This is a genomic window from Vibrio sp. V30_P3S12P165 (assembly GCF_009904905.1).
GTDB lineage: Bacteria > Pseudomonadota > Gammaproteobacteria > Enterobacterales > Vibrionaceae > Vibrio > Vibrio fujianensis.
Genome location: NZ_WXWH01000074.1, coordinates 35,126 through 50,194, shown reverse-complemented (window position 1 = coordinate 50,194; position 15,069 = coordinate 35,126). Strand labels below are relative to the sequence as shown.

12 protein-coding genes are annotated in these 15,069 nt (G+C 44.8%); 6 read left to right on the top strand and 6 right to left on the bottom strand.

Annotated elements, in window-relative coordinates; genetic code table 11:
- Positions 1-4: 4 nt before the first annotated feature.
- Entirely contained in the window at positions 5-1,069 is a 1,065-nt protein-coding gene (locus CAG57_RS14075; RefSeq protein WP_099610757.1) for a CNNM domain-containing protein, read from the bottom strand.
- A gap of 458 nt (positions 1,070-1,527) precedes the next feature.
- Between CAG57_RS14075 and hupA the strand changes: the two genes are divergently transcribed.
- Positions 1,528-1,800, top strand: coding sequence for a nucleoid-associated protein HU-alpha (gene hupA / locus CAG57_RS14070; protein ID WP_099610756.1), 273 nt, complete (start codon positions 1,528-1,530; stop codon positions 1,798-1,800).
- Between the two features lie 40 nt (positions 1,801-1,840).
- Positions 1,841-2,536 carry a DUF1481 domain-containing protein gene (locus CAG57_RS14065; RefSeq protein WP_161427956.1) on the top strand — a complete coding sequence of 232 codons (696 nt, stop codon included), beginning with the start codon at positions 1,841-1,843 and terminating at the stop codon, positions 2,534-2,536.
- 82 nt (positions 2,537-2,618) lie between these two features.
- On the opposite strand, the gene purD is transcribed toward CAG57_RS14065, so the two are convergent.
- Both purD and purH read right to left on the bottom strand, forming a co-directional pair.
- Positions 2,619-3,911: a phosphoribosylamine--glycine ligase gene (gene purD, locus CAG57_RS14060; protein ID WP_161427955.1), complete on the bottom strand. Its 1,293-nt coding sequence runs from the start codon at positions 3,909-3,911 to the stop codon at positions 2,619-2,621.
- Positions 3,912-3,991: 80 nt separating this feature from the next.
- The gene (gene purH / locus CAG57_RS14055) at positions 3,992-5,584 is read right to left on the bottom strand and encodes a bifunctional phosphoribosylaminoimidazolecarboxamide formyltransferase/IMP cyclohydrolase (protein WP_161427954.1); all 1,593 of its coding nucleotides are present in this window, start codon (positions 5,582-5,584) and stop codon (positions 3,992-3,994) included.
- Positions 5,585-5,861: 277 nt separating this feature from the next.
- On the opposite strand from purH, the gene zntR reads away from it, so the two are divergent.
- The 4 genes from zntR (at position 5,862) to CAG57_RS14035 (ending at position 12,304) form a co-directional block, all read left to right on the top strand.
- Entirely contained in the window at positions 5,862-6,260 is a 399-nt protein-coding gene (gene zntR, locus CAG57_RS14050) for a Zn(2+)-responsive transcriptional regulator (RefSeq protein WP_099610752.1), read from the top strand.
- A gap of 153 nt (positions 6,261-6,413) precedes the next feature.
- Positions 6,414-7,982 (top strand): lysine decarboxylation/transport transcriptional activator CadC, encoded by a 1,569-nt coding sequence (gene cadC, locus CAG57_RS14045; RefSeq protein WP_161427953.1) that lies wholly within the window; start codon positions 6,414-6,416, stop codon positions 7,980-7,982.
- 725 nt (positions 7,983-8,707) lie between these two features.
- Positions 8,708-10,048, top strand: coding sequence for a cadaverine/lysine antiporter (cadB, locus tag CAG57_RS14040; protein ID WP_099610750.1), 1,341 nt, complete (start codon positions 8,708-8,710; stop codon positions 10,046-10,048).
- 120 nt (positions 10,049-10,168) lie between these two features.
- Complete coding sequence (locus CAG57_RS14035) at positions 10,169-12,304, top strand: lysine decarboxylase CadA (RefSeq protein WP_099610749.1); 2,136 nt, start codon at positions 10,169-10,171, stop codon at positions 12,302-12,304.
- A gap of 237 nt (positions 12,305-12,541) precedes the next feature.
- Here CAG57_RS14035 and fis read toward each other — a convergent pair whose 3' ends face one another.
- The 3 genes from fis to prmA form a co-directional block, all read right to left on the bottom strand.
- Positions 12,542-12,838, bottom strand: coding sequence for a DNA-binding transcriptional regulator Fis (fis, locus tag CAG57_RS14030; RefSeq protein WP_000462885.1), 297 nt, complete (start codon positions 12,836-12,838; stop codon positions 12,542-12,544).
- Positions 12,839-12,861: 23 nt separating this feature from the next.
- Positions 12,862-13,830, bottom strand: coding sequence for a tRNA dihydrouridine synthase DusB (gene dusB, locus CAG57_RS14025; protein ID WP_161428205.1), 969 nt, complete (start codon positions 13,828-13,830; stop codon positions 12,862-12,864).
- Between the two features lie 139 nt (positions 13,831-13,969).
- A complete protein-coding gene (prmA, locus tag CAG57_RS14020; RefSeq protein WP_099610747.1) occupies positions 13,970-14,857 on the bottom strand; it encodes a 50S ribosomal protein L11 methyltransferase in 888 nt (295 codons plus the stop codon).
- Positions 14,858-15,069 lie beyond the last annotated feature (212 nt).

The following is a 15,069-nucleotide window of genomic DNA, read 5'->3' as shown; positions in this document are numbered from 1 at the left end:
GCGCTTATTGTGGGTCTTCTTCATCTCGGCTTTCAATCACCCGGTGCTCTTTTTTCCAGCGCTCCCAACGTTCAGTCGCAAGTTGTTGCATGTCGGTAATTTTATCGGCCTCATCAATGATTTCTTCGCCCAGTAAGTGTTCAAAAATATCCTCTAAGGTTAACAAACCTTGCACCGTACCATATTCATCCACCACCAACGCCAGTTGTAAGCGCATTTTAAGCATTTGTTCAAACGCTACAGGTAGTGTTTGGGTATTAAGTAGTACATGGATCGGGCGCATGACGGCCCCGAGTTGCTGATTACCAAGACCATTTTGATGTAATTTGAATAATTCCAACCGATGAACAAAACCAAGGATGTTATCGGTATCTTCGCTATAGACTAAAGGCCGAGAAAAGGGCGTATCTTGATGCTCTTGCAGAAACTGGTTAACCGACATTTCTGCTGGTACTCGGAACAGAACTGGCCGAGGAGTCATCACTTGGGTCACCGGGACGGCCCGAATATTAAGTAGATTATTAAGGATTTTAGATTCACCGACATCAAACTCGTCGCTATCACTGGCCATTAAGGCCATCGCCGACAGTTCATCGCGCAGCCTCGGGGTTTCATTTCCTTTTGCTAGTCGCTTGGTGATTTGTTGAGAAAACCAAATAAAAGGCGTTAGCCACCAGATCATGGCACGCAGAATTGTTGCACTCAACGGAGCCAATTGACGCCAATAGGTTGCCCCGATCGTTTTCGGAATGATCTCAGAAAAAACTAATATGGCCAGCGTTAACAGAGCAGAAAATAGCCCTAACCAATGATTACCAAATACCAAGGTCGCTTGCGCGCCCGCGACAGATGCGCCGACAGTATGCGCGATCGTATTGAGCGTTAAGATAGAGGCTAGTGGACGATCAATATCTGCTTTCATGTCGCTCAGTTTTTGAGCTGCAGGATGAGATTGTTGTCTCAGTTGAGCGATATAGCTTGGGGTGACACTGAGTAGCACCGCTTCAAGTACCGAACAGATAAATGACACACCAATAGCAATCGTGATGTATAGAGTAAGCAGTAGCATAAAGTCCTTAGCATTAAGCTGGTCGTGATCAAAAAATGGTGATGTTAAAAATTAGGTGTCTGACCGAGTTAATGTGTTGTGTTTCTATCGTGATTTACTCTTCATAGCAAGAAAAATTACTCAGTTAAACGTTCAATTTGTCGTGGTTAAAGTCGGATACTGTTTTTATCTAAGCTGGCTTTGATCTAGTTTTTGATGCTTGTTGTCGCCATGTTGAACTATATCTTTCCAACTTGCCGTCTCCCTGCAACGCTAAGTTGTTTGGGTATAAATAATGGCGTCAACGTCCAAAAACAAGGTTAATACCTACCATCATCAAGGGGAAATTGTGAGTTAAAGCTCATATTATGGTTAAAACTACGTCAGAGAAGCCGAAGTGACGCGACAAACCTTTGCCAGACAGGGGCTTTATGTTTTAGAGTGGGCTGAATTTGACAACCTATAAGAAGGGAAACCTAATGAACAAAACCCAATTAATCGACTTTATCGCAGAGAAAGCAGATCTTTCAAAAGCACAGGCTAAATCTGCTCTTGAAGCTACTCTTGGTGCTGTTGAAGGGGCACTGAAAGAAGGAGACCAGGTTCAACTCATTGGTTTTGGTACATTCAAAGTAAATCATCGTGCCGCTCGTACGGGGCGTAATCCAAAAACAGGTGAAGAAATCCAAATTGCTGCGGCCAATGTTCCAGCGTTTGTTGCTGGTAAGGCACTGAAAGATTCAGTAAAGTAATTTATACTACGCCGAGGTATCTTATCTCGGCGTCTCTTTTATGAAAAAACGGCTTCTGCTACAACTTTATACCATAGGCTTATTGGCCGGTTGCGCCTCTTCTCTCCCTCATCCTAACCTTGAATTACTGCATGATTACTCCGGTGGTCAAACTCTCGGCGATGCGACGCGTCTCTACTGGTACACCGAGTATCAGAATCGTCCAGTAAAAGCTTCAGACTATGTTTTATTAGGTGACTATGGACACTATCAGACCAGTTATCGCTGGGAAGATGGACAAGTTCGTGAAGTGGTTCGGGAAGGTATGCAGTTAAAGGATAACGCGTTGGTGCCTTATCGCGTTCATTTAAGATTTAACCAACAAGGTGAGGCGATTTATCAGCAGTTTCGCCTCGAAGGTAAAGTCCTTCCCCTAAACCAACAGCAGTGGCGCGAGTATCAACAGCAGGCACAAGGTTTATCTGAACTCAGTAAAGCGCAAGCGAGTCAACATATCACTTTATTTCAAGGTGTTTGGCGCGATCAGACATTGACCAGTTGTTCGGCGCAATCATTCTCTCAAGTTACCTTTGAAGCTTCGGTTCCTGAATGGATTCAATCACGTTTGAACGACGAGCATTTTCTTGTTTTGTTAGGTAAAAAGACTCGAAATCAATTGCAGGTTCAAGATGTACTGATGATGACGGACAGTCAACATGGATGTATTGAACAGCCTGAATTGATTGGCGATGAGTGAATGGTGCACGATAACGATAGGTAGATAAACAAGCCGGGATACCCGGCTTGTGAGACAACAGAGTTGCGATTAAGCGTTTGGATTACTTCTCCGCTTGCTCGCGGGCGATAGCGCGATAACCGATATCATGGCGGTAGAACATGCCTTGCCAGTGAATTTGCTTCGCTAACTGATAAGCATGTTGTTGGGCTTGATAAACCGTTTCACCCAGTGCCGTAGCACATAAAACCCGCCCACCATTGGTCAGTACCTCACCTTGTTGCTCGACGGTTCCGGCATGGAAAACTTTTTGGTCGCTTGTTGCTGTCGTGGGTAAACCGTGGATCACATCCCCTTTACGATATTCGGCAGGGTAGCCGCCTGCGGCTAAGACGATACCGATCGATGCGCGAGGATCCCAGTGTGATTCGACTTGGTCTAGCTTGCCATCAAGTGCGGCGAAGCATAACTCAACCAGATCCGACTGCATACGCATCATGATCGGCTGTGTTTCCGGATCGCCAAAGCGACAGTTGTATTCAATCACTTTTGGTGTGCCTGAACGATCAATCATAAGACCCGCATATAAAAATCCAGTATAGGGATGGCCTTCTTCTGCCATACCACGCACCGTTGGATAAATTACTTCCTGCATGATCCGTTCATGAATATCTGGCGTGACGACCGGAGCCGGTGAGTAAGCGCCCATCCCGCCCGTATTTGGGCCCGTGTCGTTATCACCGACGCGTTTATGGTCTTGGCTGGTCGCCATCGGTAATACATGTTCACCATCGACCATAACAATAAAGCTGGCTTCTTCACCCTCTAAAAACTCTTCAATCACAACTCGGCTGCCCGCGTCACCAAACGCGTTCCCTGCCAGCATATCTTTAATGGCGGCTTCTGCTTCTTGCACCGTCATGGCGACAATAACGCCTTTTCCAGCGGCAAGCCCATCAGCTTTCACGACAATCGGTGCACCTTGCTCTCGCACATAAGCCAGTGCGGGTTCGATTTCGGTAAAATTAGCATAAGCCGCGGTTGGAATACGATGGCGAGCTAAAAAGTCTTTGGTAAAGGCTTTTGAACCTTCGAGTTGTGCTGCGGCCTGAGTTGGGCCAAATATGGGTAAATTAGCGCTACGGAAGGCATCGACGACGCCAAGTACTAATGGAATTTCTGGGCCAACAATGGTCAGATCAATCTGTTTTTGCTCAGCAAATGTCACCAAAGCAGCGATATCTTCGACCGCTATGTTGACGTTTTCTAACTTGGGTTCAAGCGCAGTACCGGCATTGCCAGGCGCAATAAATACGGTATCTACTTGAGGGTTTTGCGCGACTTTCCAGCCTAGAGCGTGCTCACGACCGCCAGAACCGATAACGAGAACTTGCATAAATAATTACCTTAAATTTTTATATTAGGTCCGAGGAAGAACAGATCCTAGGACCTAGAACCTAGAACCTAGAACCAAACTCAATGACGGAAATGGCGCATTCCAGTGAAGATCATCGCCATGCCGTGTTCATCCGCAGCGGCGATGACTTCTTCATCACGCATGGAACCCCCAGGCTGAATGACGCATTTAATACCCGCTTGGGCCGCGGCATCAATGCCATCACGGAAAGGGAAGAATGCATCTGACGCCATGACACACCCTGCTACTGGTAAACCTTCATCAGCGGCTTTAATACCTGCAATTTTCGCTGAGTAAACGCGGCTCATTTGCCCTGCGCCGACGCCAATCGTCATGTCACCTTTGGCGTAAACAATCGCGTTGGATTTTACATACTTGGCCACTTTCCAGCAGAACAACGCATCTTTGAGTTCTTCTTCCGTGGGTTGACGTTTGGAGACGACGTTAAGGTCAGCGGTTGATACCATGCCGTGATCGCGTTCTTGCACCAGTAAGCCGCCATTGACCCGTTTCATATCCAAACCGGTAGTTTTGCTTGACCATTCACCACACTCTAGTAGACGAACATTTTTCTTCGCTGCCACCACTTCGACCGCTTGCGCTGAGACTTTCGGTGCAATGATCACTTCGACAAACTGGCGTTCCACAATTGCGTTTGCTGTTGCTGCATCAAGTTCTCGGTTGAAAGCGATAATGCCACCAAAGGCCGAGGTGGGGTCGGTTTGGTAAGCGCGGTTATAGGCTTCGAGAATATCGCTGCCTAGGGCGACTCCACATGGATTGGCATGTTTGACAATTACACAAGCGGGTTCCACAAACTCTTTAACACACTCTAATGCTGCGTCGGTATCAGCAATATTGTTGTAAGAAAGGGCTTTGCCTTGGATTTGGCGAGCGGTCGCAACCGAGGCTTCTTGAGGGGTTTCTTCTACGTAGAAAGCGGCAGATTGGTGGCTGTTTTCACCATAACGCATATCTTGCTTTTTGATAAATTGCTGGTTGAAAGTGCGAGGGAAGGTCGATTCTTCATCCCCTTCTGTGTTGTCACCATAAGAAGGAACCATAGTGCCGAAGTAGTTGGCAATCATGCCGTCATAGGCGGCGGTATGTTCAAATGCGGCAATGGCTAAATCAAAACGCGTTGCCAGTGTGAGTGAGCGTTCATTGGCATCCATTTCTGCAATCACTCGTGAATAGTCTTTAGCATTGACCACAATGGTCACATCTTGATGGTTTTTGGCGGCTGAACGCACCATAGTTGGCCCGCCAATATCGATATTTTCTACGGCATCTGCCAAAGTACAATCGGCGTTTGCCACGGTTTGAGCAAAGGGATACAGGTTAACCACTACCATGTCGATGGATTGAATGCCGTGCTCGGCCATGATCGCGTCATCTTGACCGCGACGGCCCAATATGCCCCCGTGAACTTTGGGATGAAGGGTCTTTACTCGCCCATCCATCATCTCTGGAAAACCGGTATAGTCAGACACTTCGGTCACGGTAATTCCTTGTTCCGCCAACAAACGAGCAGTACCGCCAGTGGAGAGAATATCGACACCTCGTTGCGCGAGGGCTTGCGCAAACTCAACAATACCAGTTTTATCGGATACGCTGATCAGAGCGCGACGAATAGGGCGAGCGTGGTTCATGCTTCCATTTTCCTTCAATTTATACGATGTTACATCGTGGACTATCACTAAAGAGCTTTACCACAATGGCCGATACTATGCGTTAACATGATGGCATTCTTCACTGGGGTAAAGGCCTTTTGCTGATTATTTTAATGATGCATATTCTAGCGAGTTTATGTACAAAGATCTCGCGCAATCGTTTGGCATTGGGAAAATAACCGTTAAAAAGGCCTTTTTCAAGTAAAAATGCTGTTAGCAACGCGCACTTTAATCAGACAGAAAAAAGGATAAGCGGATGTTTCAAATTGGTGAATTAGCGAAACGTTGTGGGGTATCGAGTGATACGTTGCGTTTTTATGAGAAAAATGCGCTGATCAAACCGGCCGGACGCAGTGAGTCCGGGTATCGTTTGTATAATGAAGCGAATGAACAGCAAGTCAGTTTTATTTTAAAAGCCAAAGCGTTGGGGCTTAGCCTTGATGAAATAAAAGAGTTGCTTGAGATTAAACTGGAAGCTACCGAGCACAGCTGTGCCGAAGTCAAGTCAATTACCAGTGCTAAGCTCAAATTGATTGATGAAAAAATTGCGGAGTTAAATCGAATTCGATCGGCACTGAAAAAAATTAACGATGCGTGTTGTGGCGATACTGATGATGATGCCAGTCACTGCTCAATTTTAGCGGCCTTAGAATAGCCCAACCTTAGTTTCCATTTTTGAGGCTTTTGAGTGTTAGTCTTGCGGAGTAAAAAATCAGTATAATTCGTCTCTTTTGTTATTGGATGGTTAGGGATGGATCAGTCGCGGTGAGATAACTCACTGCCTTTACTGTGACTTCATGGTGTACACATGGTTGGAAGATGCTTTCAAATCAACGACTGGATGCTAAGTGTTGATGAAAATAAATTGTATCGCCAAAATAGGGAAGTTTCGGTTGAGCCAAGATTGATTAATCTATTGTATTTTTTAGCAAAAAATGCCGGCGAAGTCTTTGGTCGAGAGGAATTAATCGAACATGTCTGGGGTGGCGCTATCGTCACCGATCAAGTGGTTACTCAATCTATTTTTGAATTGAGAAAATTGCTACGTGATGGACGTGAAGAAAACATTTCTTATTTAACGACGGTACCTAAGCGAGGTTATAAATTAGTCGCCACGGTCACTGAAGTTTTTTCTGATCCTGTGCATCAATTGCAGGAAGGGGATCTTAGCCCACCAATCACTGTCGACGATGCCCGGGCCATTGAGCAAGAGGGCGCTGTTTCTTCTTCTGATATCACTTTCCCGGCGGCCCCATTAACTCGAGCATTTCAATTTCGTTGCACGACGACCAAAGATCATCATACGGCATTTAAACGCTGGCGAACTTTGATTTTTGATGTGCTATGGATCAGCGTGCTTATTATCGGCTTTGGCCTTTTTACCTATCATCAATCTGATATCTCGATCACTCAAGCGGTCGATACGCGTTTAATTGAATTTAGATTTGATCACGGCTTTTCTCAACACGAGGAGCGTGCCGAATTAGCTGATGGGATTGTACAAAAATTAGCGGCAGATATAAGCCAAGTGACCCATTACCGTATCCGACTGAGTAAGGCTCGCTTTGCATCGGGAATATTACCGGGAAAAACCGTGACTGTATTGGTTAAAGAGCAAGAGGATAAGGCTTATCTCGATCTGGAATACCGAAATAATGCATCCGGTACCATTTTATTTAGTCGTCAATACTTGCTGGTTCCTCCACACTTGAATCGTGTGCTTAAACAGGTCTCGTTTGACTTAATGCAGGCCTTACAGGTCGTTGATGCTCAAAGTCATGTAGAGCAGTTAATGGCTGGTCTGCCGGTGAATCACCAAACACTTTCTCAATTAATTCGAGCGCATCATTATTTGAATACCTCACAACCTGAATCATTTCAACGTGGGATTCAATTATTAGAGCAAGTATTACGTGCTGAGCCAGACAATCGTTATGTGCAAGCAGAATTATTAGTGGCTTATTATGTGCAAGTCGCTTTAGCACCAGAGCAAGCGTTAGCGCAAGATCGAATTAATCAACTGACGTATCAGCTCATCAACGCCACTCAATTGGCTGACGTTGACATTCAAGGGCGCATTGTTGAAGCGTTAGCGCTGCATGAAATCGTATCCAACCGCCCTGAACAGGCGCATATTTATTTGCAGCAAGCATTTACCCAGCGTGAATCGGTATTAGGCTATGTGTTGCGGGGTAAGCTTTTTGAATTAAACGGGGATATGGAGGCTGCCAGTGATGCTTATAGCGAAGCTTTTTATATTGATACCTCATTAGAAACCTATTTATTATGCGAAAACCTAGCGTTTTATAGCAACTTAAAATCAATTGATTATGCGCTTTATCGCTCAGTACACCCTTCTGTAACCACCGTGCTATAGCCTTTACGGATAACGTAAACTGACGATTATGGTGATGATGCGCTTTCCAGTTATCTTGGATGATTGGAAGGCGTCGATTTACTGATCCATCTTTCTTACTCATCTTATTTCTTACTTACGATGCTTTTTACTTAGGACAGTTTCCCCGCTACTGCCTTTCCCTTGCTTGTTCAATGATCAGGTCGATTTGATCGCAAGATCGTTCTCAATCCACGTGTTGCGTTAGGAGTGATGGAACGGTTGCGCACGATGAAAAAATCACTCAGCTATGCTTCCCTTTAACGGTTTAAGTATACCCAAACAACTTGGAGTTGCAGGTAGGCGGCAAGTGAGTGAATCCCCATGAGCATAGACAGGCTATGTGATTGGGGTGAAAGAACGTAGCCAACACCCCTGCAGCTTGAAGTAGGAAGGGTATAAAGGTTGATAACTTTATTGGGTATAAAGATGAATCGTGTGGGGTGGTTTATATCTTTATATTTTTCCTATTGACACAATTTTTTGTCAATAAGGCTTTGTATTTTAAATTGTTTATATTTTTTATTTTTATCAGCTTGTGACCAAAATAAAGATTTGGTCATTTTTTTATTGATAATCACATCTTGATTTTTTCTGCGCTTTTTCAGCGTAACCTTCGCCCTGTTCAGTGAAGGAGCCTGCTTGTGTTGCGCTCTTTTACTTCTGAGGGTTTGAGCAAATAGCTCGTGGAAAAATCGGGAGACGTTATGTCATCGAGTACCAAAAAAATTGGCGTTATTGCCTGTACTGGGGTCGTCGCAGGTAACATGATGGGTAGTGGCATTGCCTTGTTACCATCAAGTCTGGCGACCGTTGGATCTATTTCTTTATTTAGTTGGATTATCTGCATTATTGGTGCGTTGAGTCTGGCTTTTGTTTTCGCACGTTTAGCGACAAAAAACCCACAAGAGGGTGGCCCGATTGCTTATGCTGGGGAAGTGTCACCAGTGTTTGGTTTTCAGGCTGGCGTACTCTACTACCATGCTAACTGGATTGGTAACCTCGCGATTGCCATTACGGGTGTTTCTTATCTTTCTGTTTTCTTCCCTATTCTGAATAACCCGGTTCCTGCTGGTTTGGCAACCATTGCTTCTGTATGGCTTTTTACCTTGGTTAACTTACTTGGTGGCAGCTGGGTGAGCCGTTTATGTACGATTGGTTTGGTGCTGATTTTGATCCCGGTTCTTGGAACGGCGTTATTTGGTTGGATGAATTTTGACATGGCCATTTATCAGCATAACTGGAATGTGTCTGCTGGTAGTGATAGTCATGCAATCATCAGCGCGGTACTTATTTGTTTATGGTCGTTTGTGGGGGTTGAGTCTGCTGCGGTTTCTTCCGGTATGGTTCACAATCCAAAACGCACTGTTCCATTAGCAACCATGCTGGGTACAGCATTGGCCGGTGTTATTTATATTGTTTCAACTCAGATGATTAGTGGCCTTTTCCCTGCGGGTGAAATTGCCGCTTCTGGTGCCCCTTTTGCGATGGCAACCACCAACTTATTTGGTAGTTGGTCTGCACCTTTTGTGTCTGCCTTTACCGCATTAGCCTGTTTTACATCATTAGGTTCTTGGATGATGTTGGTGGGTGAAGCCGGTAAACGTGCGGCGGCTGATGGTAACTTCCCGAAAGTTTATGGTGAAACGGATAGTAATGGTGTACCGAAAAAAGGCTTAATCCTTGCGTCGCTGAAAATGACAGCCTTAATGATTGTGTTGATGTTGTTTAGCTCGCAAACCGCTCATGCCGCGGACATCTTTAGCCAACTTACGACCGATGCGGTACTACTGACCATGCTGCCTTATTTTTATTCCAGCATTAACTTGATTCGCTTTGAAGGTATGACCACCCGTAATGGTTTTGTCATGCTCTTCTCTGGTGTTGCTTGTGCTTTTTGTATGATTGCGCTTGCAGGAGCAGAAGGAAGCACACTGACCGCAACCTTCATCATTTCATTAGTCATATTGATGTTCTACAGCAAAAAAGCCGGTTTTGCTCAATACCATGAATCGCATAAGCAGCGCGTTTCGACGTCAGCAGCTTAATTCCTCAATGCTAGCGCTCGCAATACCGAGCTTGCGCTAGTCAATTAATTTCTTTGGCGTTCCTAATACTCACTATCAGGTTAGATAGGGAGCGCCTTCTTTCGTCTTGGAGATGTCCAAATGAATATTTTTGCTATCTTGAACCACATGGGTGTGTTCTTTAAAGAAGAGCCAGTGCGCCAACTGCATGCGGCTTTAGAAAAAGCGGGTTATGAAGTGGTTTATCCGGTTGATGACAAAGACCTGATTAAACTGATTGAAATGAACCCTCGTATCTGTGGTGTGTTGTTTGACTGGGATAAATACTCACTGGAACTGTGCGAGCGCATCAGTCAGGTCAATGAAAAATTGCCAGTGCATGCCTTTGCCAATGAGCAATCGACCCTGGATATTTCTTTAACTGATCTGCGTTTGAACGTGAGCTTTTTCGAATATGCTTTAGGCATGGCCGATGATATTGCGATTAAAATCAATCAGGCGACACAAGAGTATAAAGAGGCGATTATGCCTCCGTTTACCAAAGCACTCTTTAAGTATGTCGAAGAAGGTAAATATACCTTCTGTACACCTGGACACATGGGCGGCACCGCATTTCAAAAAAGCCCTGCAGGTAGCATCTTCTATGATTTCTACGGTCCAAATACATTCAAAGCAGACGTATCCATTTCTATGCCTGAATTGGGGTCATTGCTTGATCACTCAGGCCCACATCAAGAAGCAGAAGAGTACATTGCTCGCACCTTCAATGCTGATAGCTCTTACATTGTGACCAACGGAACGTCGACCTCAAACAAGATTGTTGGCATGTTCTCCGCTCCTGCGGGTAGCACAGTGTTAGTTGACCGTAACTGTCATAAATCGCTCACTCATCTGATGATGATGACCGATGTCACACCGATTTATTTCCGTCCTACTCGTAATGCTTACGGGATTTTAGGCGGTATTCCGCAACGTGAATTTAGCCGTGAAGTGATTGCAGAAAAAGTGGCAAACACACCGGGTGCAAGCGCACCAAGCTATGCGGTTGTCACCAACTCAACTTACGATGGTTTGCTTTACAATACTCAGTTCATTAAAGAGTCGTTAGATTGTAAACATATCCACTTCGATAGTGCTTGGGTGCCTTACACTAACTTTAACGCGATTTATCAAGGTAAGTGTGGCATGAGTGGTGAAGCGATGCCGGGTAAAGTGTTCTACGAAACACAATCAACCCATAAGTTGCTTGCCGCTTTCTCTCAGGCATCGATGATTCATATTAAAGGTGAATTTGATAAAGAGTCCTTCAATGAAGCCTTTATGATGCACACCTCAACCTCACCGCAGTACGGGATTGTCGCTTCAACTGAAACTGCGGCGGCCATGATGCGCGGTAATACCGGGCGCAAATTGATGCAAGATTCTATCGATCGTGCAGTGCGCTTCCGTAAAGAGATTAAACGGTTGAAAGGGGAAAGCGAAAGTTGGTTCTTTGATGTTTGGCAACCTGAAAATATTGAAACCACGGAATGTTGGAAGTTAGATCCTAAAGAGAACTGGCATGGTTTCAAGGATCTCGATGATAACCACATGTACCTTGATCCGATCAAAATTACCCTACTAACGCCAGGAATGAGCAAGGATGGGGAGCTTGAAGGTTCGGGTATTCCAGCCTCTTTGGTAGCGAAATTCTTGGATGAACGCGGTATTGTGGTGGAAAAAACCGGCCCTTATAACTTGCTGTTCCTATTCTCGATTGGGATTGATAAGTCAAAAGCGATGCAATTGCTACGCGGCTTAACCGAATTTAAACGTGGTTATGATTTGAACCTAACGATCCGTACGATGTTGCCAGCACTGTATAAAGAAGATCCAAGTTTCTATGAAGGCATGCGCATTCAAGAGTTGGCGCAAGGTATTCATGATCTGATTAAAAAATATCAATTGCCTGAGTTGATGTATAAAGCATTTGATGTATTACCTGAAATGAAAGTAACCCCTCATGCGGCTTGGCAGCAAGAATTACGCGGTCAAACTGAAGAAGTGAAACTTAGTGAGATGGTAAACCGAGTTAGTGCTAATATGATTTTGCCTTATCCTCCGGGTGTTCCTTTGGTGCTTCCTGGTGAAATGGTGACTGAAGATTCTCGCCCAGTATTGGAATTTCTAGAAATGCTGTGTGAAATTGGTGCTCACTATCCAGGCTTTGAGACCGATATTCACGGTCTGTATCATCAAAATGATGGCAGCTACACGGTGAAGGTACTAAAAGCCTAGCCACCAATCCGGTGAGTGGTGGTTCGGGAAAACGATGGATGTTAAATCTGACGCCTTTCCACTCACTGTTAATGATTCAATCAAGAGCCCAATCGGGCTCTTTTTTCTTTTCTTCACTTCACACAACTCAAGCATCAGCGTTGAGCCGTCTAAAATAGTTTATAAGGTCGTTTAATAAAAAAGGGCCTACTCTTTAAAAGATAAGCCCTTTATAAATAATAGGTTAACTAATGGGTATTAGTTCATGCCGTATTTTTTCAGTTTTTTACGAAGTGTACCGCGGTTGATCCCCATCATGGTTGCTGCGCGAGTTTGGTTTCCACGCGTATACTGCATGATAGTGTCGAGCAGTGGCTGCTCAACTTCAGCTAGAACTAATTCGTAGAGTTCAGTGACTTCTTGACCATTTAACTGGGCAAGATAGTTTTTAAGAGATGCTTTAACGGAATCGCGCAGGGGTTTTTGCGTGATTTGATCTTGTGAAGTGACAGTAGTGACGGTTAAAGCTTCTGAAGTCAGATTTTGTTCGAACATATTCGGTCTAGCTCTTCTCTTAATTATGATGCAACGTTATCAAAATAACCTTCAAGCGCTTCTAGTTGCAGCGATGCTGCTTCTATCGCGTTGAAGGCACGGCGAAACTCACTTGCTTGCTCATGTTCTTTTAGGTACCAGCCTACGTGTTTACGCACGATTCTAGGCCCTAAATACTCACCATAAAACTGATGGAGAGCGCTTACATGACCAAGCAAAATGGCTTTTACTTCCATCACTGGAAGTTCAGGCATGGTGGTACCGTTTTCCAAATAGTGTTGGATTTCCTGAAAAATCCATGGGCGGCCTTGGGCTGGGCGTCCAATCATTAAAGCGTCGGCCCCTGTGTATTCCAGTACCTGTTTGGCTTTTTGTGGAGAATCAATATCTCCATTAGCGATGACAGGAATACTGATGGCCTGCTTAACGGCTTTAATGCTGTCGTATTCTGCCTCTCCTTGGTACATACAAGCTCGAGTGCGCCCGTGAAGGGCAAGTGCTTGTATGCCGCAGTCTTCGGCTAATTTAGCGATATAGACACAGTTTTTATGCGCTGTATCCCAGCCAGTTCGGGTTTTGAGTGTTACAGGAACATTCACTGCATTGACGACGGTTTTGAGGATACCTTCTATAATATCCGGATAGCGTAATAGTGCAGAACCGGCTAGCTTTTTATTCACTTTTTTGGCTGGGCAGCCCATGTTGATGTCGATGATTTGTGCACCGTTTTCAACACTAAACTGCGCAGCTTCGGCCATCAGCTGTGGATCGCTACCTGCAATTTGTACAGAACGAATGCCCGATTCGCCTTCATGTACCATGCGGTTTTTCGATTTATCTGTTTTCCATAGTGCCGGATTGGATGACATCATTTCGCTGACTGCCATTCCTGCACCATAACGGAGACACAACTCTCGAAACGGTCTATCGGTGACACCGGCCATCGGGGCAACGATGAGATTGTTGTTAAGTTGATGATTTCCGATTTTCAAAACGTATTCACAGCTTCGTACCAGCAAGGGCGCGCATTTTACGCATTTTTTTACTGTGTGAAAAGACTAATATTTGAGCGTTAGCAAATTGTTTTTGCAAATAGTCTATTTTTCAATCAATTAGCGTATAAACTTATCACTAGCCTTGTTTTCGCCCAGTGATTCGGCACCACTCTTCTTGCTCGATAATCGGATCAATACTCAATTCATCACGATAATAGTTAGCGACATCTTGAGCTTGAGTATTGAGTACACCAGACATCGCCAGTTGCCCTCCGGGTTTAATCAGGCTTTTAATGACAGGGGAAAGCTCACGTAGTGGCCCGGCTAGAATATTGGCGACCACGACATCGGCCATTAAATTTTCCGGCTGATTTTGTGGCAGGTAAACCTCAATTTTATCGGCAACGCCATTACGAGCGGCGTTATCTTTAGAAGCGAGTAATGCTTGTGGGTCAATATCGATTCCGATTACTTTTGCTGCACCGAGTTTAATCGCAGCAATGGCGAGAATACCGGAGCCGCAACCAAAATCGATGACGGTTTTACCGGATAGATCGAGTGAATCTAGCCATTGTAGACACAACGCTGTCGTTGGGTGTGTTCCGGTTCCAAAAGCCAGACCCGGGTCGAGAAGAACATTGACAGCATTTGGTTCAGGGATCTCCCGCCAGCTTGGACAGATCCATAACCGTTGACCAAATTTCATGGGGTGAAAGTTATCCATCCATTCCCGTTCCCAGTCTTTATCTTCAATCTGTTCAATTTTATACGCAAAGCCATCAGCCAGTAGCTGGCTTGCTTGAATCTGCTGAATGACGCGTTGTGTGTCGATTTCAGCGTCATAAAGGGCCAGTACATCCGTATCCCCCCATAAGCGAGTCTCACCCGGAAGAGGTTCAAAAACAGGGGTATCCTTTGCATCGAGAAAGGTGACAGACAATGCACCAGTTTTTTCCATTAACATATCGCTAATGGGCTCGGCATTTTGATTGGTGGCGTTAAGTTTTATTTGAATCCAAGGCATGGAGATCGGCTCTTTAGAGGGTTGGTTAACGATTGAGATTAAGTGTAAGAGAAAAGAGCTGGTAACGAAACAGATAGATCTCATTACCTGTTCATTTGCATATTTTCTAATAAGGTGGTGTTGATGAATATGATTTGGTGCCAAGCTCGCAATTTGCAACGGCTTCTCTACATGATTACTAAATTGCAACAGAATGTCTACAACGCCAAATG

Excerpts from the sequence above, each read along its gene's own strand:
- CAG57_RS14075 (WP_099610757.1), bottom strand. The coding sequence starts at position 1,069 with ATGCTACTGCTTACTCTATACATCACGATTGCTATTGGTGTGTCATTT.
- hupA (WP_099610756.1), top strand. The coding sequence starts at position 1,528 with ATGAACAAAACCCAATTAATCGACTTTATCGCAGAGAAAGCAGATCTT.
- CAG57_RS14065 (WP_161427956.1), top strand. The coding sequence starts at position 1,841 with ATGAAAAAACGGCTTCTGCTACAACTTTATACCATAGGCTTATTGGCC.
- purD (WP_161427955.1), bottom strand. The coding sequence starts at position 3,911 with ATGCAAGTTCTCGTTATCGGTTCTGGCGGTCGTGAGCACGCTCTAGGC.
- purH (WP_161427954.1), bottom strand. The coding sequence starts at position 5,584 with ATGAACCACGCTCGCCCTATTCGTCGCGCTCTGATCAGCGTATCCGAT.
- zntR (WP_099610752.1), top strand. The coding sequence starts at position 5,862 with ATGTTTCAAATTGGTGAATTAGCGAAACGTTGTGGGGTATCGAGTGAT.
- cadC (WP_161427953.1), top strand. The coding sequence starts at position 6,414 with ATGGTTGGAAGATGCTTTCAAATCAACGACTGGATGCTAAGTGTTGAT.
- cadB (WP_099610750.1), top strand. The coding sequence starts at position 8,708 with ATGTCATCGAGTACCAAAAAAATTGGCGTTATTGCCTGTACTGGGGTC.
- CAG57_RS14035 (WP_099610749.1), top strand. The coding sequence starts at position 10,169 with ATGAATATTTTTGCTATCTTGAACCACATGGGTGTGTTCTTTAAAGAA.
- fis (WP_000462885.1), bottom strand. The coding sequence starts at position 12,838 with ATGTTCGAACAAAATCTGACTTCAGAAGCTTTAACCGTCACTACTGTC.
- prmA (WP_099610747.1), bottom strand. The coding sequence starts at position 14,857 with ATGCCTTGGATTCAAATAAAACTTAACGCCACCAATCAAAATGCCGAG.